This window comes from Amycolatopsis tolypomycina (assembly GCF_900105945.1).
GTDB classification, from domain to species: Bacteria; Actinomycetota; Actinomycetes; order Mycobacteriales; family Pseudonocardiaceae; genus Amycolatopsis; species Amycolatopsis tolypomycina.
Window position 1 is genome coordinate 5,857,861 of record NZ_FNSO01000004.1, and the last position, 21,232, is coordinate 5,879,092.

Sequence of the window (21,232 nt, forward strand, 5' to 3'; positions counted from 1 at the left end):
GGCAAGCATGAGCCCCAGACCGCGCGCGACCGACGTCAAGGCCCGGCTCGTCGAGGCCGCCATCCGGCTGTTCGACGAAAGCGGTCCCGAAGCCCTGCAGGCCCGCAAGCTGGCGGCGGAGGTCGGCGTCTCGACGATGGCGGTCTACACGCACTTCGGTGGTATGGCCGCGCTGGTCGACGAGGTCGCGCGGGCCGGCTACCTCCGGCTGTCGGAGTGGCTGGCCCAGGTCGGCGAGACCGACGACCCGGTGGCGGACATCTTCAGCCTGGCCCGCACCTACCGGCAGGCGGTCGCCGAGCAGCCGCAGCTGTTCGCGGTGACGTTCGGCCAGTCCGCGCCCGGCGGCAAGCGGGCGACGCTCTCCGACCTCACCACCGCCGAAGGCCGCGAAGCCGCCCAGGAGGGGCTGGAGGCGTTCACCCACATCGTCCGGGCGACCGCGCGGGCCATCGCCGCCGGCCGCTTCCGGCCCGCGGACGAGTACCAGGCCGCCGCCCAGCTCTGGAGTGCGCTGCACGGATTCGTCACACTGGAGGCGTCCGGCCACTTCGGCCCCCGTGAACAGGGCATAGACCACATTTTGGTCCCCCTCGGGATCACGATGGCCGTGGGTCTCGGGGACACTGTGGACGAAGCCGGACAATCGGCCGAGGCCGCGAAAGCGGCTTGGCGGGCGAGGACCGGAAACACCGGGCAGGGTGATAACGAATAAGCCGGTGAACAGGGCGCGAGGGAACGCGGAGCAGGTGCGCGGCGTCCTTATGAGGGGCAGGGGGATGGAGACAGGGTGAACGAGGAACACGGGGACGCGGAACCGGCCGGGGCGGTCGCCGAGGCGGTCCAGGGCGCCCGGCGGTGGCTCAGCCGCCGGTCGGTGCTGATCGCGGGGGCGTCCGGGCTGGCCGTGACCGGACTGGCCGTCGGCACCGCCACCGGCAAGCTGCCGTTCAGCCAGGCCCTGCAGCGGACGCTCGGCGTGACGTCGTCGAACCCGACGACCCAGCTGGGCAGCACGCGCGTCGAGCGCGTCTACTCGGCCGCGCGCGGCCGGATGGTCGACCTGGTGTTCATCCTGCCGTCGAAGACCCCGCCGAAGGGGCTGCCGATGTCGCTCATGCTGCACGGCCTGCACGGCAACGCCCGCAGCGCGGCGCCCACCGGCACGCTCAAGCAGCTCGCCAGCGACGTCGCCCGCAAGGCGGTCCCGGCGTACGGCTTCGTGGCCGTCGACGGCGGCGACAACTACTGGCACGAGGTCCACCCGGGCGACGACCCGATGGCGATGCTGCTGGAGGAGGTCCCGCAGTGGCTGCGGGCCCGCGGCTTCGCCGGCCCCACCGGGCAGCCGTTCGCCTGCACGGGCGTGTCGATGGGCGGGTTCGGCGCCCTGGTGTACACGCGCCGCCGCGTCGAGCGGCGCCAGCCGCCCGCCGCCGTCGCCACGCTGGCCCCGGCGCTGATCACGTCGTGGCCGGAGATGGCCAAGCGCCACATCTTCACCGGGATCCAGGACTGGACGTCCCTCGACCCGCTGCGCCACATCGACGAGACCAAGGGCGTCGCCAACGGCATCTGGTGCGGCACGGAGGACTCGTTCATCACCGGCGTCCGCCGCTACATCGAGGCGGCCCACCCGGCGGTGGCGCACACCGCCCACGGCAAGCACGGCGACCCGTTCAACCGCACGGTGGTGCCGAGCCTGATCAGCTTCCTCGGCAAGCACGTCCCCCGGGCCGACTGACTGCTCGCCCCACGTCATGAAAGGGTCGTTCATGACGTCAGATGTCATGAACGACCCTTTCATGACGTCGGGACGCGGGGTCAGCGGGCGAAGTGGATGCGGGTGATCGTGCGGCCCGGGACCCAGTAGGTGCGGACCAGGTCGGCCAGGCGGTTGACCAGCAGCAGGCCGCGCCCGCCCAGCGTCGTCGCCGACGGCGGGATGCGGCCGGCCAGCGGGTCGGCGATCGTGCCCGTGTCGCTCACCTCGCCGACCACCTGGGTCGGCTCCGCCCACAGCCGCAGGACGCCCGTGCCGCCGCCGTAGAGCACGCTGTTCGTCGTCAGCTCCGCGATCGCCAGCGCGAACTCGTCACGGCGGGGGCGGCGCAGGCCGTGGCGGGCGGCCCAGATCTCCGCGAAGCCGCGCAGGGACGCCAGCTGCCCGAGGTCGAACCCGCGCTCGACCGCGCCCGGCGGCGGGGCGAGCGGGCGCGTGAAGTCCGCGCGGACGCCGTCGGGGTCGAAGCGCGGGCTGACGAACGGCCCGGCCAGGCCCCACAGCTCGGGGTGGGTCCGCTCGGCGTCGGCCAGGACCGGCGGCGGCAGCGCCCCGACGTCGTACGGGCAGAGCACCGCCAGGTCACGCCCGGCGAAGGCGTCGTTGATGAGGGCTTCGTGCACCACGCACGCCGGGTACTCCGCGTCCGTGCGGCCGGCCCAGATCGGCTCGCCCACGAGCCGCACCGGACCGGCGTGCTCGGCGGCGAAGGCGTGCAGCACCGACGGCAGGATGGCGCCCGGATTGCGGCCCGCCCGCTGCATGTCGATGAGCCGGACTTCGGTCGCCCGGTCTTCCAATGCCTTCTCGATCAGCAGCAGGTTGCGGCCGGGCACGGCGACGGCCGCGGGTTCGCCCCGGTCGAGTCCTTCGAGCAGGAACGGAATGACACCGTCCAGGTACTCGGTGTCGCCGCGATAGAAAATTGCCGGATGCCGGAACGGTCTGAGGGCATCTACCACGGGATGGTCTTACCCAGCCGCGCACGCCCGCAAACGCTCCGGACGTCGGAACCTCACTCCACCCAGCGGCCGACGACCGCGATCAGCCAGAAGCCGACCATGGTCGTGAGGGCGAACAGCAGCACCCAGTTGAACAGCCGGCGCCGATCATCGGTGACGCCGTGCGCCTGGCGCAGCGCGTAGGCCGCGACGACGAACAACGGCACGGGGATCAGCGGCAACGGCGACAGCCGGGACACGACGGCGACGACGCAGGTGCCGGTGAACACGGCCAGCATGCCCATCAGCACCCGGTGCAGCCACGGGTACCGGTCGGCGACAGACGCGATGACGCGCTCGCTCAGCTCGCGGAACCCCAGGGCCGGCGCGGCCGGGGCGGTCCCGCCGGGTTCCGGGGCCGGCGGCGCCGGCGCTTGCACGCCGCCGCCCGCAGGGGCCCCGGAACCCGGGAAAGAATCAGCAGTCATTCAGCTTTCCTGTCGGGTCTCCGGGCCGGGCGGCCCGGAGACGCCCGGCCTCAGGCCGACTTCTCGCCGCGCTCGCTGCGCGCGCGCCGCGTCGGCTGCCGGGCGACGATCGTCGGGTTCACGTTCTCCCGGACGGTCTGCTCGGTGATGACGACCTTCGCCACGTCGTCGCGGCTCGGGATGTCGTACATGACCGGCTGCAGCACCTCTTCCATGATGGCGCGCAGCCCGCGGGCACCCGTGCCCCGCAGGACCGCCTGGTCGGCGATGGCCTCGAGCGCGGTCTTGGTGAACTCGAGCTCGACGTTGTCCATCTCGAAGAGCTTCTTGTACTGCTTCACCAGGGCGTTGCGCGGCTGGGTGAGGATGTTGACCAGGGAGTCCTTGTCCAGGTGGTTCACCGTCGCCACGACCGGGAGCCGGCCGATGAACTCCGGGATCAGCCCGAACTTGATCAGGTCCTCCGGCATGGTGTCGGAGAAGACGTCGCTCTCCTCGATCTCGGACTTGGTGCGGATCTCCGCGCCGAAGCCGAGGCCGCGCTTGCCGACCCGCTCGTTGATGATCTTCTCCAGCCCGGCGAACGCGCCGGCCACGATGAACAGCACGTTCGTCGTGTCGATCTGGATGAACTCCTGGTGCGGGTGCTTGCGGCCGCCCTGCGGCGGGACGGAGGCGGTGGTGCCCTCGAGGATCTTCAGCAGCGCCTGCTGGACACCCTCGCCGGAGACGTCGCGGGTGATCGACGGGTTCTCGCTCTTGCGGGCGATCTTGTCGACCTCGTCGATGTAGATGATCCCGGTCTCGGCCCGCTTGACGTCGTAGTCCGCCGCCTGGATGAGCTTGAGCAGGATGTTCTCGACGTCCTCGCCGACGTAACCCGCTTCGGTCAGCGCCGTGGCGTCCGCGATGGCGAACGGCACGTTCAGCAGCTTCGCGAGCGTCTGCGCCAGGTAGGTCTTGCCGCACCCGGTGGGGCCGAGCATCAGGATGTTGGACTTGGCGAGCTCGACCGACTCCTCCTTGGAGTCCTTCGGCCCGGCCTTGTCGTCCGCCTGGATGCGCTTGTAGTGGTTGTAGACCGCCACCGCCAGCGTCCGCTTGGCGTCTTCCTGCCCGATGATGTACTGCTCGAGGAACTCGTGGATGTCGGCGGGCTTGGGCAGCTCGTCGAGCTTGACGTCGCCGGCCTCGGCCAGCTCCTCCTCGATGATCTCATTGCAGAGGTCGATGCACTCATCGCAGATGTAGACCCCGGGGCCGGCAATGAGCTTCTTCACCTGCTTCTGGCTCTTCCCGCAGAAAGAACACTTCAGCAGGTCTCCGCCGTCACCGATCCGTGCCATGGCCGTTGACCTCGTCCCCTCCGGCGCGAGTTTTCGCGCCTGACGTGTGTTGCGACGGTGCGACCCCCCGGGTGTGGTGACCGGGTGGAGCCTCACGCATTGCCACTGACGGTACCCGTCCGATGCCGTGAGCGGGAACACCCACGAACTCCGGGAGCACGTCAGAGGACGACCCTAAACCAGGATGCCGGTGTGTGTCGTCTTCTCGACACACACCGGCCTGGCGGATCTACAGAGCCGACGCCTTACGGTACGGCAGAACCTCGTCGATGATGCCGTACGCCTTGGCCTCTTCGGCCGTGAGGATCTTGTCGCGCTCGATGTCGGTCCGGATCTGGTCCGGGTCCTTGTTCGTGTGCTTGGCCAGGATGACCTCCATCTGGCGCCGCACCCGCTGGATCTCGTTGGCCTGGATCTCCAGGTCGGAGACCTGGCCGTAGGTGCCCTCGGTGGCCGGCTGGTGGATCAGCACGCGCGAGTTCGGCAGCGCGTAGCGCTTGCCCGGCGTGCCGGCCGACAGCAGCACCGCGGCGGCCGAGGCGGCCTGGCCGAGGCAGTACGTCTGGATGTCCGGGCGGACGAACTGCATGGTGTCGTAGATCGCCATCAGCGAGGTGAACGAGCCACCCGGCGAGTTGATGTAGACCAGGATGTCGCGGTCCGGGTCCTCGTGCTCGAGGTGCAGCAGCTGGGCCATCACGTCGTTGGCCGACGCGTCGTCCACCTGCACGCCGAGGAAGATGACCCGCTCTTCGTAGAGCTTGTTGTACGGGTTCGACTCCTTGACGCCGTAGCTGGTCCGCTCCACGTACGACGGCAGGATGTACCGCGACTGGGGGATGCTCGGGCCCTGGAAGTCACCCGGGAGCCTGAAGTTGCTCATCGAAAGTCTCCTTGGTGCTTCGGGCTCAGCGGGAGCCCGGACGGGCGATGTCGGCGGTGAGGACGTGGTCGACGAACCCGTAGTCCTTCGCCTCCTGCGCGGTGAACCAGCGGTCGCGGTCGCCGTCCTTGATGATCTGCTCGACCGTCTGCCCGGTCTGGTCCGCGGTGATCCGGGCCAGCTCCTGCTTCCACTTGTTGAACAGGTCGGCCTGGATCGCGATGTCCGACGCCGTGCCGCCGACACCGGCCGAGGGCTGGTGCATCAGGATGCGGGCGTGCGGGAGCGCGTAGCGCTTGCCCGGCGTGCCCGAGGAGAGCAGGAACTGCCCCATCGAGGCCGCCATGCCCATCGCGTAGGTCGCGACGTCCGGGCGGATCAGCTGCATGGTGTCGTAGATGGCGAACCCGGCGGTGACCGAGCCACCCGGCGAGTTGATGTAGAAGCGGATGTCGGACTCGGCGTCGTCCGCGTCGAGCAGCAACAGCTGCGCGGTGATCCGGTTGGCGACCTCGTCGTTGACCTCGGAACCGAGGACGACGATGCGCTCCTGGAGCAACCGCTCGAACACCGAGTCGGTGAGGTTGAGCCCTGCGGTGCCGGTCCGCGCCTCGGGCGTGTGCTGCGTCACGTCTGCCTGCCTTTTCGCCGGCGGCGGCCCGGTGCTGACGGCCACCGCTGTCGTTTCAGATGCTTGAGATCTTGTATCCGACCCTAACGAACTTGGGCGGTGCAGAATGCCTGACACCGCCCAAGTTCGCTCACAGCTTCACTCCGCCGGAGTCTTCGCCGTTTCGTCGGTGACCTGCGTCTCCTCGGTTGCCGGCTCGTCGGTGCCGAAGAGCTCCGAGAGGTCGACCTCGGCGCCGGAGCCGTCGGTCACGGTCGCCTTGCGGACGACCGAGGCGAGGGCCTTGCCGCGGCGCACGTCGGCGTAGATCGCGGTCAGCTGGCCGGACTGCTGGGCGCGCTGGACGTACTCGTCCGGGCTGATCCCGAAGCGCTGGGCCTGGTAGATGATCCGCTCGGTGAGCTCGCCGTCGTTGACGGAGACCTCTTCCTTGTCGGCGATGGTGTCCAGCAGCAGCTGCGTGCGGACGGCCTTCTCCGACTCGGTGCGGGTCTCGGCGTCGAACTCTTCGAGCGTGCGGCCTTCGGCCTCGAGGGCCTGCGCGAACTGGGCCTCGTCGTGGTCGAACGGGTGGATCGCGTCGTGCTTGCGGTTCTCGATCTCGGCGTCGAGGACCTTCTCCGGGATCGGCACCTCGGTGCGCTCGAGGAGCTCGTCGAGCACCTTGTCGCGCGCCTGGACGCCCTGCTGCATCTTCTTGACGCGGCCGAGCCGCTCGCGCAGGTCGTTCTTGAGCTCGTCGATCGTGTCGAACTCGCTGGCCATCTGGGCGAACTCGTCGTCGGCCTCGGGCAGCTCGCGGGTCTTGACCGACTGGACGGTCACGGTCACCTCGGCGTCCTTGCCGGCGTGCTCCCCGGCGACGAGCTGGGTGGTGAACGTCTTGGTCTCGCCTGCGGTCGCGCCGACGATGGCCTCGTCGATGCCGTCGACGAGCTGGCCGGAGCCGATCTCGTAGGACAGCCCGCTGGTGCTCGCCTCCTCGACGGCCTGGCCGTCGACGGTGGCGGACAGGTCGATCGAGACGAAGTCGCCGTTCTCGGCCGGGCGCTCGACGCCGGTCAGCGTGCCGAAGCGGGCGCGCAGCTCGTCGAGCTGCTCGTCGACCTCGGCGTCGGTCAGCTCGACGTCGTCGACGGTGATCGCGAAGCCGTCGAGGTCGGGCAGCTCGATCTCCGGGCGCACGTCGACCTCGGCGGTGAACTCGAGCACGTCGCGGTCCTCGAGCTTGGTCACGTCGAACTCGGGGTTGCCGAGCGTGCGGACCTCGTTGGCGCGGACGGCCTCGATGTACTTGGCCGGGATGGCCTCGTTGACGACCTCGTCGAGCACCGGGCCGCGCCCGATCCGGCTTTCCAGGACGCGAGCGGGCGCCTTGCCGGGCCGGAAGCCCGGGATGCGCACCTGCTGGGCGATCTTGCGGTAGGCGCGGTCGAAGTTCGGCTTGAGCTCGTCGAACGGCACCTCGACATTGATCTTGACTCGCGTCGGGCTGAGCTGCTCGACGGTGCTCTTCAAGGTCTTCTCCTCGAGCGGTAACGATTGTGGTGGACAATCCTGCGGAAATGTCCCCGGTCGCCTGCAGACCGGGACGTCCGAGTCTAGGCCAGTGGCCTGCGCCACCGGGCCGGGGGCCACCTGCGAGGTCAGGCGCCCGGCCTCCGGCCGATCACCCGGCGCGTCCGGGCGCGAACTCACACTCCGAGCATCCGGCCGATCACCCAGCGCATCTGGCCGCTGGCGTGCGCCACCGAGCCGCTCGGCTGCACGAGGTGGGAGAGCAGCAGCCGGACGAACGCCTCGACCGCGACCGTCCACTCCGAGCGGGTCAGCCCGACCTCCGGGTAGCACCGCGCGAACAGCGCCGCCACGGTGTCGACCGAGCGCTCGAGCACGCCCTCGGGCCGGGTGGTCAGCAGCGGGAGGAAGTCTTCGCTGCCGCCCTTCGGGCAGCCGAGCGCGATGAGGATCAGCGGGTTGGCCCTGGCGGCTTCGAGTGTCTGCCGGAACGCGGCGGTGACGCCGTCGACCGGGCGGCCGGGGTGGGCGGCGACGACCTCGGTCACGCGCTCGGCGAAGCGCTCGGTTTCGCGCAGCACCAACGCCTCGGCCAGCTCGGCCTTGGAGCCGAGTTCGTTGTAGACGGTCTGCCTGCTGACGCCGACGCGTGCGGCCAGCTTGCCCATCGTCACCGCGGTCCAGCCGTCGCCGGCGATGAGGCCGGCGGCCGCGTCCAGCAGCCGTTCCCGGGTGCTCGCCGGGGCGGGATGGGTGACAGCCTTCACAAGGGCAGCTTACCCACCGCTTGCGTTCGGCTGGCCCAGACCTTTTTTCGAAGCGTGGTGCGACGTTTACAAACGCGGGTGGGTTGTCTACGGTGACTCCCGCCTCGCCAGGAGCTTCTCGACCGAGGAGACCGCTCGATGCCCGTCGTCGATACCCCGCCGCGCGGCTCCCGTACGTCCGAAATCCCGTCGTCCTCGACGACGGCGGCGGCGGGCGCGCCGGTCCCGCGCGCGGTGCCCTCGCCGCGCATCCCGCTGCCCCGGATTTCCGTGCCGACACTGCTGTTGTTCGCCGGCGGCGCGGCGCTGTGGGGCGCGGCGACCTGGCTGCTGCTGACCGGGATCGCGCCGCCGGTGTACACCGTGCCGCTGCACGCGATCGTCACCTTCACCATGTTCACCGTGGCGCACGAATCGGCCCACCACGCCGCAGGAAAGCTGACATGGGTCAACGAAGTGCTCGGCAGGCTGGCGATGCCGTTCGTCGCGGTGTACGCGGCGTTCCCGCTGCTCCGGTTCGTCCACAGTGAACACCACCGCAACACGAACGCGGACTCGCACACCGATCCGGACGCCTGGACGTCGCAGGGAGCCTGGTGGTCGCTGCCGTTCCGCTGGCTCACCATCGACTTCTGGTACGCGCGCTTCTACACGGTCCGCGCGCGGCACCGCCCGGCGGCGGAGCGGGCGGAGTCGGTCGTGCTGCTGTCGCTGGCGTTCGCCGCGGCCGCCACGCTGGTCGCCTGCGGCCACGGCCGGGAACTGCTGCTCGGGTACGTGCTGCCGCAGCGGATCGGGCTGGCCGTGCTGGCGTGGTGGTTCGACTGGCTGCCGCACCACGGGCTGCCCGCCGCGAAGCCGCGCGACAAGTTCGGCACCACGCGGGTGCGGGTGGGGCTGGAGTGGCTGATGACGCCGATGATGCTGTTCCAGAACTACCACCTGGTGCACCACCTCCACCCGGCCGTGCCGTTCTACCGCTACCTGCGGGCGTGGAAGGACAACCGGGACGCGTACCTGGCCCGCGACGTCCCGATCATCACGGCGTGGGGCCGCGAGCTGACGCCGGCGGAGTACCGCGCGTGGCGGCGGCTGGCCGGCGACCTCGGCGAAGCCGAGCCGTGCCCCGGACTGCCGTGTCCCGAACCGCCGGGACCCCGGCCGCCGAGCCGGTTCCACCGGCTGCGGGTGCGGGAGGTCCGGCCGCTGACCGCGGACGCCGTCGCGATCACCCTCACCGTCCCGCCGCAGCTGGCGGCGGAGTTCCGGTTCACGCCCGGCCAGCACGTGGCGGTCCGGGCCGTGGTCGAGGGCCGTCCCGTCCGCCGGACGTACTCGATCTGCGCCCCGGCCGGCGCCGGGGAGCTGCGGATCGCGGTGAAGCGGCGGCCGGGCGGGGCGTTCTCCGGCTTCGCGACCACGGCGCTGGCCGCGGGCGACTTCCTCGACGTCCTGCCGCCCTCCGGCGCGTTCACGCTCACCCCCGACCCCGCGCGGACCGCGCACTACGTGGCGCTGGCCGCCGGCAGCGGCATCACGCCCGTGCTGTCGATCCTGGTCAGCGCGCTGGACGCGGAGCCGCACAGCCGCGCAACGCTGCTGTACGTCAACACCTCGGGCGCGACGACGTTGTTCGCGGCGGAGCTGAGCGCGCTCGCCCAGCGGTTCGGCGGGCGGCTGCACGTGGTCCACTACCGCACCGACGAGCGCGACCCGGACCTCCACGCGCACCGGCCCCGGCACTTCGACGCGGTCGGCGAGGCCCTCGCCATCTCCCACGAGCGCTACCAGCGCGGCCGCCTCGACGGGACGCGGCTGCGTGCGCTGCTGCAGAACCGGCTGCACCCGGCGAAGGTCGACGAGTGGTTCCTGTGCGGGCCGCGCGGCCTGCTGGAGCTGGCCCGCCGCACCCTCGCCGACGCGGACGTCCCGGAGGAGAACGTCCACTTCGAACTGTTCCGCGGCGCGGCACCGCCGCCCGGCCCGGCGGGCACGCCGTCGCGGGTGGCGGTGACGCTGGGCGGCACGACGACGTGCGTCACCGCCGAAGCCGGCGAGACGGTGCTGGACGCGGCGCTGCGGGCGGGGTACCAGGTGCCGTACTCGTGCACGGGCGGCGCGTGCGGCACGTGCCGGGCGACGCTGCTGTCCGGCCAGGTCGACATGGACGTCCGGTACGCGCTGACCGAGGACGACGTGGCGGCGAGCCGGATCCTGACGTGCCGCAGCCGCGCGACGACGCCGGAGGTCGCGGTCGACTACGACCGCCGCTGACCTCCGGGACCCGGGCTCCGAACGTCATGAACGACTCTTTCATGACATCTGATGTCCTGAAAGAGTCGTTCATGACGTTGGGGCGACGGTCAGCCGGTCCGGGTCGGGGCGCCCGAGGGCGGCGTCCCCTGGCCAAAGCCACCCGACTCGCCGTCCGTCACCGAGGTCGCCGTCGCCGTGCTGCCGGACTCCGTGGCCACCACCGTGACCGTGTCGCCCGTCGCCAGGCCCGTCGCCTGCGCCGAGGTGATCGTGTACGTCTTCGAGAAGCCGTCGTCGCTCTTCGCGGTCAGGGACGTCGCGCTCAGCTCCGTCACCTCGCCGGTCTGCATGATCTTCGTGACGTAGCCGCCGTTGCCGTCGGACGCCACGTACTCGCCGTGCAGCGCCCCGCCCAGGCCGCCACCCGGCAGGCCGCCCGGGCCGCCCGTCATGCCGCCGGGGCCGGCCTGCGTTTCGGTCGCCGCCGACGACGAAGCGGCCCAGACCGCCGCTCCCCCGCCGGCCACGATCACCGCCGCGACGGCGCCCGCCGCGATCTTCCTGCCCGGCGACCAGGCCGGCTTCGGGGCCGGCGCGGGCGTCGCGCCCCACGTCTGGTCCGGAGTGGACGGTTCCTGCGGTGTGGTCATGTGTTGCTCCTCAACGTGGTCCTTCGGTGCGGTCCACGGTGGAGCGGCTCGCTGTGCACCGACTGTGCCTGCCGTCAGCCGTTCCTGTGACCGGCAAACCGGACATCCGGCAACGGGCCGGTCACCGCACAGCCGCTTCACAGGCAGCGCACAACCCGCACACACGGCGTCGACGGACGCTGGTTCCATGGCCGCGCGAACCGACTCGCCACGTCCCCGCCGGGGGCGGCTCTCGCTGCGCGCGAAACTGACCGGCTCGATGGTCGTGCTGCTCACCGTGGTGTGCCTGATCGTCGGCGTGGTCAGCGAGTTCGCGCTCGACCTCTTCCTCACCCGCCAGATCGACCAGCAGCTCTCGGCCGCGGCGAACCGCTCACTGGTCTTCGCGAGCAACGCGCAGTTCTCCGGTCCGCCGCCGCGGGACCAGGGCCAGCACCCGCTCGGGCAGAACGTCGGCACGGTGAGCGGCACCTTCTCCGGCCGGCAGCTCGTCCACGACGACAGCATCTCCGAGCACGGCGGCCGGCTGCACCTGACCGCCGGCCAGCAGGCCGTGATGCTCTCGGTGCCTGCCGACGGCAAGCCGCACACGCTGTCCTTCGACGACCTCGGCGAGTACCGGCTGATGGCACTGCCGGTCGCCGGCACGGCCGACGTCGTGGTCACCGGCCTGCCGATGAAGCCGGTCGACGACACGCTGCTCACCGTCGGGCTGATCCTGTTCGGCGTGGCCGCCGCGGGCGTGCTCGGCGCGGCCTTCCTCGGCGCGTTCGCGGTCCGCCGCACCCTGCGTCCCCTCGACCGCGTCGCGGCCACGGCCGGGCGCGTCACCGAGCTGCCGCTCGACCGCGGCCAGGTGGCGCTGTCCATCCGGGTCCCGGAGGGCGACACCGACCCGCGCACCGAGGTCGGCCAGGTCGGCTCGGCGCTGAACCTGATGCTCGGCCACGTCGCCCAGGCCCTCGAAGCACGGCACGACAGCGAAATCCGGGTCCGCCAGTTCGTCGCGGACGCCAGCCACGAGCTGCGCACGCCGCTGGCCGCGATCCGCGGGTACGCCGAGCTGGCCGCCCGCGGCAGCGCGCTGGTGCCGCCGGACGTCGCGCACTCGATGGGCCGGATCCAGTCCGAGGCCGTCCGGATGACGACGCTGGTCGAAGACCTGCTGCTGCTCGCCCGGCTCGACGCGGGCCGCCCGCTGGACGAGCGCGAGGTCGACCTCACCCGGCTGGTGGCCGACGCCGTCGGCGACGCCCGGGTCGCCGGCCGCGAGCACCGCTGGCTGCTGGAGCTGCCACCGGACCCGGTGCTCGTGCACGGCGACGTCCAGCGCCTGCACCAGGTGCTGGCGAACCTGCTGGCCAACGCCCGCACGCACACGCCGCCGGGCACCACGGTGGTGACGGCGCTGGCCCGCTCGGCGGACGGCAGCGCGGTGCTCACGGTGACCGACGACGGCCCGGGCATCGCCCCGGACCTGCTGCCGGACGTCTTCGAGCGCTTCGCCCGCGGCGATTCGTCGCGCTCCCGCCAGGCCGGCAGCACCGGGCTGGGGATGGCGATCGCGTCCGCCGTCGTCGTCGCCCACCACGGCACGATCGAGGTGCACAGCAGGCCCGGACGGACGGAGTTCGCGGTGCGGCTCCCCGTGGCCGTGCCCGCACAGCGCGTGCACAGCATCGGCACAACCCGGCCCCAGCTGGAGACCGGAAGCTGACCCCATGACCGCTGTGACATCCGGGGCTTCGCCCCGCGCCGGGGGCTTCGCCACCCGGAGCCCCCGAAAGGCCGCTGTGGCCACGCGCGAAACCGCCGTGCCCCCTTCGGTTCCTGCCCGCCCTTCGTGGCACCGGCCGGCGTTGGCCGCCCTCCTGCTCGGCACCGCCGTGCTCTACCTGTGGGGCCTCGGCGCCTCGGGCTGGGCCAACGCGTTCTACTCGGCGGCCGCGCAGGCGGGTTCGCAGAGCTGGAAGGCGCTGTTCTTCGGCTCCAGCGACGCGGCCAACGCGATCACCGTGGACAAGACACCGGCCGCCCTGTGGGTGATGGGGCTGTCGGCGCGGCTGTTCGGCGTCAACGCGTGGAGCATCCTGGTGCCGCAGGCGCTGATGGGCGTGGGCTCGGTGTGGTTGCTGTCCACGACGGTCCGCCGCACGTCCGGCCCGGCGGCCGGGCTCGTCGCCGGCCTGGTGCTGGCACTGACGCCCGCCGCGGCGCTGATGTTCCGGTTCAACAACCCGGACGCGCTGCTGGTGCTGCTGCTGGTGGCGGCCGCGTACTGCGTGGTGCGCGCGGGCGAGAAGGCGAGCCCGCGCTGGCTCGCGCTGGCCGGCGTCGCGGTCGGTTTCGGGTTCCTGGCGAAGATGCTGCAGGCGTTCCTGGTGCTGCCGGCGTTCGCCGTCGCGTACCTCGTCGCCGCGCCGGTGCCGCTCCGCGGGCGGCTGCTGCACCTGCTCGGCGCCCTGGTTTCGGTGCTGGTGTCGGCGGGGTGGTACCTGGCGGTGGTGGCCCTCTGGCCGGCGGCGTCCCGCCCCTACATCGGCGGCTCCCAGACGAACTCCCTGTGGGAGCTGGTGTTCGGCTACAACGGCTTCGGCCGCATCACGGGCGACGAGGTGGGCAGCGTCGGCGGCGGCGCGGGCCGCGGCTGGGGCACGACGGGCCTGACGAGGCTGTTCGGCAGCGAGATGGCGGGCGGCATCGCCTGGCTGCTGCCGGCGGCCCTGCTGGCGTTGGGCGCCGGACTCTGGTTCACCCGCAGGGCACCCCGCACGGACGCATCCCGCGCGGCCCTCCTGGTGTGGGGCGGCTGGCTCCTGGTGACGGCGGCGGTGTTCAGCTACATGAGCGGAATCATCCACCCGTACTACACGGTGGCACTGGCCCCGCCGGTCGCGGCCCTGGTCGGCACGGCGGCGGTCCAGCTGTGGCGCCTGCGCGCGAACCCGGTGGCATCCGGCCTGCTCAGCGGCGGCGTGGCGGTGACGGCACTGACGGCGTACCTGTTGCTGTCGGGTTCGTCGTGGCAGCCGTGGCTGGCCCCGACGGTCCTGGTGGGCGGCCTCCTGGCGGCGGTGGCCCTGTTTTTCGCCACCCACCTGACCCGCGGGGCGGCCTCGTCCGTGGCCGTGTTTTCGCTGGTGGTAGCGCTGACGGGAACGGGCGCGTACACACTGGCCACAGCGGCGACAACGCACAGCGGAGCAATCCCGTCGGCAGGCCCTTCGTCGGGCTTCGGCGACGGCCGCGGCTTCGGCGGCCGCGGCGGCGGCCCGGGTTCCCTGTTGTCGACAACCATGCCGGGCGCATCACTGACGGCGTTGCTACAGCAGGACGCATCCAAGTACAGGTGGACGGCAGCCACGGTGTTGTCGAACGCGGCGGCGGGCTACCAGCTGGCTTCGGGCGCGCCGGTGATGGCGGTGGGCGGCTTCAACGGGACGGACCCGTACCCGACGCTGACGCAGTTCCAGGAGTACGTGGCGAGCGGGCAGATCCACTACTTCCTGGGCGAGGGCATGACGATGCAGGGCAACAGCGGCTCGGACGCGGCCCAGGAGATCGCGGAGTGGGTCGCTTCGCACTATCAGAGTTCCACTGTGGACGGCGTAACGGTGTTCGACCTCACCGCGAACGCCTGAAGCGCGCCAGTCAATCGAAGAACGATCGGCGGCCGGCGCCCAGCCTCAGCCGGCCGTCCGATCCCGGTTGCGCCGAGTATGCGATGTCCAAGGTGCCGAGCGCGCCTTCGATCCCGCAGACCGCCGGGTGTTCGCGCCGCAGCTCGCGCAGATGGCTGCGCCAGCGCAGGCAGTCGTTCTGCCAATGGCGGAGGTACCGCACACAGAGCTCCGGCGTGATGAGCAGGCTGCGGCCGATCGCCGCCTTGAGCGCGGCGATCATCCGCGCCTTCTGCGCCGACGCGATGGGAGACGCCTGCACCTTGCCGATCGTGTCGTGGATGATGTGCCGGCGACCCGGCAGGAAGACCCGCCAGTAGTCGTGGTCCGCGTTCGCCAGCTTCAGACCGTTGTCCAGGAGGGCGAACACGCCTTCCGCCAGGGTGTCGCCGAGCTCCTCGCTGCGAGCTCGCCGGGCGTCGCGGTACGGGTCGTAGGGATCCTGGATCGCCGTTCCCGTCACCGCCGAGGGCCGGAGGCTCGCGCCGTCCAGGAGGAAGAACCAGTCCTCGTTGTAGATGTTCGGGAAGAACGAGCCGAAGGCGGTCCCACCCACCGCGAGGGCGCCCCCGCCGATGAACGTGTCCTGTTTCAGGCCCGCGTCGCGCAACGCGTGGCACACGACCGAGTTGTCCGGCATGCCGGCGTTGGCCAAGCCGACGACCGGGTAGTCGTCCAGCAGTCCCGCTGCCGCGACGAGGTCTTCGGGCCGGGGCAGCAGGATGTCGTCGTCGAGGAAGACGATCCGTTCCCAGCCCGCCAGCGTTGCCAGCAACAGGCCCAGGTTCCGCTTGAAGCTGGTGTCGTTGCGCCGGCTGAACCGGTCGGCGCGCAGCAGCCGATCGGTCTCGAACGAGGGCACGAGTTTGGCCGGCAACATGTCCGTGTCCAGGGCCAGCGCCCGCACCCCGGCCCGCTTCGCCGCGAGTGCCGCTGTCGAAGCGTCGGCGCGCCTGCTGCACAACAAGAGCAGCGGGACGTCACACTCCCGCGCGGCGCCGATCGCGTGCTTCAGGTAAGGCGTCGGGCGGCCGTTCGGCACGATGATCGCGTCGAGAGCGCCCTGCACGACACGGCGGGCATCGAAGTGGGTCAGCAGGTTCTCGTGCGACTGGTGCTGGCGCACTGATCCCGTCATGAGCGGCCCACTGTGGCTTTTTCGGGCCATTCGTGCAGCCGGTTCCCCGGCAGGGTCCAGTCGGGGGTCAGGCTGCGGCCGCTCACCACCGGCACGCGGCTGATGATGCTGAAGGACTCCTCGCCGCCGAAACGTTCCTGGAGGTACGCCTGGTTGCGGTCACGGAACCGGACGTCGGTCAGGGCGCGAACCGCGCCGAGCGTGCCGCGGCCGTACATCCCGTTGCACACCGTGACCGTGCGCAGCCGGTTGAACGGGCTCAACCTCCGGCAGAAGTGCGCGACGTCTTCGAGCAACCGGCCCTGTGCGTCCAGCTGGGGCCCGAACAACCTGACCTCTCCGTCCTGCTCCACCCGGAACCCGCCGTGCTCGGCGTCGTCGTTGCGGCCGACCTGCTGCACGGGGAAGTCGACCCGGCCGAACAGATCACGGGTGACGGTGTTCCAGTCGACCCCGCCGAGCAGGACGAGGTGCGTCGTGTAGTCGTCGGCGGTCAGCTCTTCCGTGGTGAGGAACCGGACCTGGTTCTGCGGATTGACCGATCGGATGTGGCCGTACAGCTCGATCAACGCGTCCGGGTCGGCGTAGGTGTACAACGACACGTAGTCGGCGCTCTCGGGATCGGCGTAGGTCAGGTTCTTCCGGAGCTGCTCCGGAAGCCGGGCGCAGACGATGGTGACGTGCTCGTCGTCGGGGAACCGCCAGGTGTCGACGGTGCCCCGCTGCGAGCCTCCCGCGTGGTCCTCCCGGAGCAGCAGCAGCTCCTCGAGCAGTTCCTTGCGGCGGAGCTGCTCGTCGTCCATCAGCTCTTCCTGGGGGAGGATCCGGACGACTCCGCCGGCGACGGATCGACGTGTCGCGAACAGGGTGGCGTACGCGTTGAGCCGCTTGACCGGCGGGATGACCGGCTTCTCCGTGTTTTCCCACGCGGAAATCAGCGAAATGCTCAGCGGTTTGGCTCCACCCAGTGCGTGGGCGAGCTGCGCCTGGGTGATGCCCACATCGGGCCACTGCTCTTCCCGGAGCTTCCTCAGGCGACGCGCGAGCGCCGGCCGTACCTCGAACGGGGCCACGGTTCCGCCGCCTTTCAGGAAATTTCAACGTCCCTCGGAGACATGATCATTTCCGCGATCCGTCACCACTTGCCGACCTCTGCAAGCAAAGTCGGCCGCGCAGACGTCCATGACGGCACCGTTCGTGGAGTTTACACCCGCGCCGACAATGAACTCCACAGAAATTCAGTTGTAGTTCAATTCGGAATCAGCCCCGGTGGCGCGGCGTGATCCGCCATCCGGCGGAACTTCGCGCCCGGGGCGCGAAGTTCCGCCTTCTGCGTCAGCTGACGCAGAAGGTCGAGCTGCCCGGGAGTGTCCTGTTTTCACCGGAGGAGGTGCCATGGACAGCCGCAGACCGGACCCGCGACGCGATGGCGGGACGAGCACCCGAGCAATCCCACCCCGGCCGCACCACCGTCGACGCGCGCGCTTGGCGGTCACCGTGGTTCCCTGCGGCCTTGCCGGTTTCGCCGGCCGGCCCCGGCCGAGCTTGTCCGCGACCACCATCGGCGCCGTGGTGGGCACAGGTCTGCTCCGCCGCCGTCGGCGCCAGGCGGTCGTTCTCCGGCGCCGGCTACGGGCCGCGCTCCCGGTCCTGCGCTTCGGCGGCCGCCGCCCGACGGTCCTGTGGTGCCGCGCCCGCGGCACGGACGTGGTCATCACCCTTTACTGCCCGGAGAGTGCGGGGTTCGAGGAGCTCCATCGCCGTCGCGCGGTCCTGTCCGCCGTCGCCTCCGTACCCGAGGTGCACGTCGACCGCCACCCCCGGGCGGCCAGGATCGTGACACTCACGCTGAACACCCGCCCGTGGGAGTACGCGCCCGGCCGGAGAGACCTCCCGCCGGGCAATGTCATCCCGCTGCCAGTGCACCGCCGTCGGTCATCCTCGCCCTGACGGCCGCGGCTCGTCCGCCGCCCGGGTTCAGCGAGCGAGCCGGCGCAGTTCGGTGATCCGGTGAATCGTCAGCTTCCGCCGGCCGGTGCTGATCACGCCGCGCGCCCGCAGCTCGCGGGTCGCCCGCACCCACGACTCGCGCGAGATCGCCGCTGTCATCGCCAGTTCCGCCTGGGTTCCCGGGATGACGACCTCGACGTCCACCCCGTGCCGCACCCCGTGCTGCACCGCCAGCTGCATGAGCTGGGCGGCGACCCGGCGGGGAATCGTGCCCCCGCCGATGTCGAGCCACTGCTTCCCGAGCGCCCGCATCCGCTCCGCGAGCACCAGTGCCAGACACCAGGCAATCCCCGGTTCCTTGCGGGAAAGCGCGGTGAACCGAGCGGCCGGCACAGTGAGGGCTTCGACCTCTTCCAAAGCCGTGACGGTCGCCGACCGCAGTCCACGATCGATCACGGCCAGCTCACCGATCACGTCGCCGGCGCCGCGAACGCCGATCAGCACTTCACGTCCATCCGGAGTGACACTGGTGATCCGGGCGAATCCGGTGCGCAGGAACAGCACCGAATCCGCGCGATCACCTTCGCGGCACAGCACATCACCGCGGCCGTACGACCGCACGGCCGCCACCTCCGTGAGCTTCGCACGCTCGGCAGGCCCCAGCGCCGACCAGAATCCGGTCGATTCCATCCCGCCTCCCTCCCGGTGTGCCGTCAGCTGGCGATTCCGGCGCCCGAAGCCCCGATCCAGCCCCGCATCTTCTGTTCTCCCAGGCGCACGTTGACAACGGGGGCGAAAGCGCTCCGGTCGATGCCCGCGTAGCCGTGCCGGATCACCGCGCGGTGGAATTCGCCGGACACGACCAGAACGAGCGGTTCCGGCGAATTCCGCAGCTGCCGCTTGGTTTCCGCGGCGTCGACCAGGCGGCAGGCGATGTCGATGTCCTCGCCGTAGACACCCCGGGCGTCGTAGTGCACCTCCCCGGCGTGGACGGCGACGCGCAGCCGGAAGGCCAGATCGGGCCGGTCACCCGCGTGTCTCGTGAGCAGCTGCGCGAGGGCGGGGACGACGTGCACGAGCAGTGCCGTCTTGGGAGCTTCGTCCGCCGGCCGGACGAGGCAGATCGCGCCGTCCCCGCGGTCGATGAAGGCGTCACGGAGGTCAGCCGTGATCCCGCCGGCACGAAAGGCTTCGTCGAGCAGGTCGAACAGGACCGCACGGAGCCGGGCACGCGCCGGGTTCGTTCTGGCCGTCGAGCCTTCGACGTCTACGACCACAATGCTCCGGTGCCGCGGCGGGTCCGCTGCTGAAGTGTCCATGTCGGGCCTCTGTTCAGAGATTCAGTGAAGTCTACTAGACTTCATGACCTCACTATAGGCGCCTGGCTGAGGCCGGACAATGCCGCCAGACGGGCGAGCCTGTGCGCCTTCAACCTCTCGAACACGCCATCGTCTTGGCCAGGTCTTGTCCACAGCAAGACGCCTTCGCCGGGTGTATACTCGCCAACCCATCACCACTGAACTTCAGTGAAGGACTTGAGCCGTGTCCCAGCCTCGCCCTGCACTGGCCAGCCGCCTCCGGGAGCTGCGCAAGGAGCACTGGCCAGACGTCGAGATCACGCAGAAGCAACTGGCCACGGCCTTCGAGCTGAGCACCGGTCTCCTCTCGTCATGGGAGAACACCGGACGGCCGGTGACGCCGCCGCCGGCTCGCCTCGACACCTACGCCACTTTCTTCGCGACGCACCGATCGGTCGAAGGCCAGGAGTTCCAGGTGCTCTCCGTGGACGAGCTGGACGACGAGGAGCGGGCTCGTCGCGAAGAGCTACTCAGGGAACTGAACGAGCTTCGCGACAAGACCGACGAAGGCGCAGCACAGCCCGAGTTCGTGGGCGACAACCTGTGGCGGTTCCCCGAAAACCAGGACATCGTCATCGTCTGCGCGAGGCTGCCCCAGGACCTGGCGCACCAGAAGTACTCCAACCCCCTGAACCCCGACTACGTCCAGATGTACACCTACGCCGACCCGGACGCCCTGCTCGAGCTGTACGGGCACGTTCGTGCCTGCAACCCGGCCAGCCGGGTGACCTACCGGACCACCGACCAGCAAACGCCGCTCACCGCGGACGAGTACACGGAACACCTCGTCCTCCTCGGTGGCGTGGACTGGAACCCCCTGACCAAGGAGCTGTTCGACTTGGTCAACCTGCCCGTGAAGCAGGTCGAACGCGACGACGACGCCGGCCAGCACGGGGGGTTCGAAGTCCAGACGGGAGACCGGACCGAGCTGTTCAGGGCGGAGCTCGGTCCGGACGACCGCCTGTTGTCCGACGTCGCCCACTTTTACCACGGCATCAGCCCGTTCAACCGGCTGCGCACGGTCACGGTGTGCAACGGGATGTACGGCCGCGGCACGCTCGGCGCGGTCCGCGCCCTGACCGACGTCCGGTTCCGCGACCGCAACCAGGCCTATTTGAACCGCCGGTTCGGGGACGAAGAATCCTTCAGCATCATCACCCGCGTGCGCGTCTTCAACAACCAGGGACTCACGCCGGACTGGAGCCTCGCCGAGAACCGTCTCCACGAATGGCCTGAGAAGAGCACGACCTGACCGCCGTCACCCGAGGTTCTTCACCAGCACGTTGCACGTTTCCGGTTCCAGCACGATCCGCCCCGAGGCAAGGGTTCTCTCCGCGTGGCAGACGACCGGGCCCCATTCCCAATCCCGGTAACCGAGGCGGTCGTAGAGCCGAGCCGCTTCGCTGTTGTCCGTGCGCACGGCAAGGGCCAACCGAGAATGCTCGAGCGCGACGACGTGGTTCTCGACCGCCGCGATCAGCGCACTGCCGATTCCCCGGTTGCGCGCCTCCTCGCGGACGATCAAGTGGGTCAGCAACGGAACCCCGGACAGCCGGCGATTGATCGGTTGCTCTTCCGCTTCTTCCAGCCACAGGTAGACATCACCGACCGGCCGATCGGAATGCCATGCTGTCAGCAGGACACCGAGGCTTGCCGCCTGCCGGGCGAGCCGATCCGCGTAATAGCGACGGTCCCCCACCGAGGACAGAGCAACCAGGTCGAGCTGATGGGCGGGCCGGATGACGAACTGGTCGTCATGGGCCAGGGATCCGCGGCTTCGGCGCGGATCGCTCAGCGGCGGCAGATCGGCCTCGCCGAGCCGGACGAGTTGAGTCCCGGTCAC

Annotated in this window: 20 protein-coding genes; 7 read left to right on the forward strand and 13 right to left on the reverse strand. The window is 70.5% G+C overall.

The annotated features are described in order from the left end of the window. The first annotated feature begins 7 nt into the window (after nucleotides 1–7). Together BLW76_RS36480 and BLW76_RS36485 are read left to right on the forward strand one after the other, a co-directional pair. Nucleotides 8–715: a TetR/AcrR family transcriptional regulator gene (locus BLW76_RS36480; RefSeq protein ID WP_091316257.1), complete on the forward strand. Its 708-nt coding sequence runs from the start codon at nucleotides 8–10 to the stop codon at nucleotides 713–715. A 75-nt stretch (nucleotides 716–790) separates the two neighbouring features. Further along, nucleotides 791–1,744, forward strand: a complete 954-nt coding sequence (locus tag BLW76_RS36485; RefSeq protein WP_091316258.1) for an alpha/beta hydrolase — start codon at nucleotides 791–793, stop codon at nucleotides 1,742–1,744. A gap of 80 nt (nucleotides 1,745–1,824) precedes the next feature. Here the strand turns inward: BLW76_RS36485 and BLW76_RS36490 are convergent, their stop codons facing one another. The 7 genes from BLW76_RS36490 to BLW76_RS36520 all read right to left on the reverse strand — a co-directional run bounded on the left by BLW76_RS36490 (nucleotide 1,825) and on the right by BLW76_RS36520 (nucleotide 8,357). Then, entirely contained in the window at nucleotides 1,825–2,745 is a 921-nt protein-coding gene (locus BLW76_RS36490; protein ID WP_091316260.1) for a sensor histidine kinase, read from the reverse strand. Nucleotides 2,746–2,798: 53 nt separating this feature from the next. Beyond that, nucleotides 2,799–3,212 carry a hypothetical protein gene (locus BLW76_RS36495; RefSeq protein WP_091316261.1) on the reverse strand — a complete coding sequence of 138 codons (414 nt, stop codon included), beginning with the start codon at nucleotides 3,210–3,212 and terminating at the stop codon, nucleotides 2,799–2,801. A 50-nt stretch (nucleotides 3,213–3,262) separates the two neighbouring features. After that, nucleotides 3,263–4,558 (reverse strand): ATP-dependent Clp protease ATP-binding subunit ClpX, encoded by a 1,296-nt coding sequence (gene clpX / locus BLW76_RS36500; protein ID WP_004562779.1) that lies wholly within the window; start codon nucleotides 4,556–4,558, stop codon nucleotides 3,263–3,265. A 229-nt stretch (nucleotides 4,559–4,787) separates the two neighbouring features. After that, the gene (locus BLW76_RS36505) at nucleotides 4,788–5,441 is read right to left on the reverse strand and encodes an ATP-dependent Clp protease proteolytic subunit (protein WP_091316263.1); all 654 of its coding nucleotides are present in this window, start codon (nucleotides 5,439–5,441) and stop codon (nucleotides 4,788–4,790) included. Between the two features lie 25 nt (nucleotides 5,442–5,466). Further along, the gene (locus tag BLW76_RS36510; RefSeq protein ID WP_091320319.1) at nucleotides 5,467–6,072 is read right to left on the reverse strand and encodes a ClpP family protease; all 606 of its coding nucleotides are present in this window, start codon (nucleotides 6,070–6,072) and stop codon (nucleotides 5,467–5,469) included. 138 nt (nucleotides 6,073–6,210) lie between these two features. Beyond that, complete coding sequence (gene tig, locus BLW76_RS36515) at nucleotides 6,211–7,590, reverse strand: trigger factor (protein ID WP_091316264.1); 1,380 nt, start codon at nucleotides 7,588–7,590, stop codon at nucleotides 6,211–6,213. A gap of 176 nt (nucleotides 7,591–7,766) precedes the next feature. Beyond that, on the reverse strand, nucleotides 7,767–8,357 hold the full coding sequence (locus tag BLW76_RS36520) for a TetR/AcrR family transcriptional regulator (protein ID WP_091316266.1): 591 nt from the start codon (nucleotides 8,355–8,357) through the stop codon (nucleotides 7,767–7,769). A 138-nt stretch (nucleotides 8,358–8,495) separates the two neighbouring features. On the opposite strand from BLW76_RS36520, the gene BLW76_RS36525 reads away from it, so the two are divergent. Continuing rightward, complete coding sequence (locus BLW76_RS36525) at nucleotides 8,496–10,631, forward strand: fatty acid desaturase (RefSeq protein ID WP_167384860.1); 2,136 nt, start codon at nucleotides 8,496–8,498, stop codon at nucleotides 10,629–10,631. Between the two features lie 89 nt (nucleotides 10,632–10,720). Here the strand turns inward: BLW76_RS36525 and BLW76_RS36530 are convergent, their stop codons facing one another. Beyond that, on the reverse strand, nucleotides 10,721–11,263 hold the full coding sequence (locus tag BLW76_RS36530) for a hypothetical protein (protein WP_091316267.1): 543 nt from the start codon (nucleotides 11,261–11,263) through the stop codon (nucleotides 10,721–10,723). Nucleotides 11,264–11,450: 187 nt separating this feature from the next. Between BLW76_RS36530 and BLW76_RS36535 the strand changes: the two genes are divergently transcribed. Beyond that, nucleotides 11,451–12,980 carry a sensor histidine kinase gene (locus BLW76_RS36535; protein WP_091316269.1) on the forward strand — a complete coding sequence of 510 codons (1,530 nt, stop codon included), beginning with the start codon at nucleotides 11,451–11,453 and terminating at the stop codon, nucleotides 12,978–12,980. Between the two features lie 4 nt (nucleotides 12,981–12,984). Continuing rightward, nucleotides 12,985–14,904 carry an ArnT family glycosyltransferase gene (locus tag BLW76_RS36540; RefSeq protein WP_425266036.1) on the forward strand — a complete coding sequence of 640 codons (1,920 nt, stop codon included), beginning with the start codon at nucleotides 12,985–12,987 and terminating at the stop codon, nucleotides 14,902–14,904. A gap of 10 nt (nucleotides 14,905–14,914) precedes the next feature. On the opposite strand, the gene BLW76_RS36545 is transcribed toward BLW76_RS36540, so the two are convergent. Both BLW76_RS36545 and BLW76_RS36550 read right to left on the reverse strand, forming a co-directional pair. After that, complete coding sequence (locus tag BLW76_RS36545; protein WP_244170477.1) at nucleotides 14,915–16,081, reverse strand: hypothetical protein; 1,167 nt, start codon at nucleotides 16,079–16,081, stop codon at nucleotides 14,915–14,917. After that, nucleotides 16,078–17,154, reverse strand: coding sequence for a helix-turn-helix domain-containing protein (locus BLW76_RS36550; protein ID WP_091316271.1), 1,077 nt, complete (start codon nucleotides 17,152–17,154; stop codon nucleotides 16,078–16,080). The genes BLW76_RS36545 and BLW76_RS36550 overlap by 4 nt, the downstream gene beginning before the upstream one ends. Nucleotides 17,155–17,650: 496 nt before the next feature. Here BLW76_RS36550 and BLW76_RS36555 point away from each other — a divergent pair, with 496 nt between their 5' ends. Continuing rightward, complete coding sequence (locus BLW76_RS36555) at nucleotides 17,651–18,031, forward strand: hypothetical protein (protein WP_143060753.1); 381 nt, start codon at nucleotides 17,651–17,653, stop codon at nucleotides 18,029–18,031. A 27-nt stretch (nucleotides 18,032–18,058) separates the two neighbouring features. Here BLW76_RS36555 and BLW76_RS36560 read toward each other — a convergent pair whose 3' ends face one another. Then, nucleotides 18,059–18,721, reverse strand: a complete 663-nt coding sequence (locus BLW76_RS36560; protein WP_091316274.1) for a Crp/Fnr family transcriptional regulator — start codon at nucleotides 18,719–18,721, stop codon at nucleotides 18,059–18,061. Nucleotides 18,722–18,744: 23 nt separating this feature from the next. Continuing rightward, complete coding sequence (locus tag BLW76_RS36565; protein ID WP_091316276.1) at nucleotides 18,745–19,350, reverse strand: hypothetical protein; 606 nt, start codon at nucleotides 19,348–19,350, stop codon at nucleotides 18,745–18,747. A 223-nt stretch (nucleotides 19,351–19,573) separates the two neighbouring features. Here BLW76_RS36565 and BLW76_RS36570 point away from each other — a divergent pair, with 223 nt between their 5' ends. Next, nucleotides 19,574–20,641, forward strand: coding sequence for a helix-turn-helix domain-containing protein (locus tag BLW76_RS36570; RefSeq protein ID WP_091316277.1), 1,068 nt, complete (start codon nucleotides 19,574–19,576; stop codon nucleotides 20,639–20,641). Nucleotides 20,642–20,647: 6 nt separating this feature from the next. On the opposite strand, the gene BLW76_RS36575 is transcribed toward BLW76_RS36570, so the two are convergent. Beyond that, nucleotides 20,648–21,232 carry a GNAT family N-acetyltransferase gene (locus BLW76_RS36575; protein ID WP_244170478.1) on the reverse strand — a complete coding sequence of 195 codons (585 nt, stop codon included), beginning with the start codon at nucleotides 21,230–21,232 and terminating at the stop codon, nucleotides 20,648–20,650.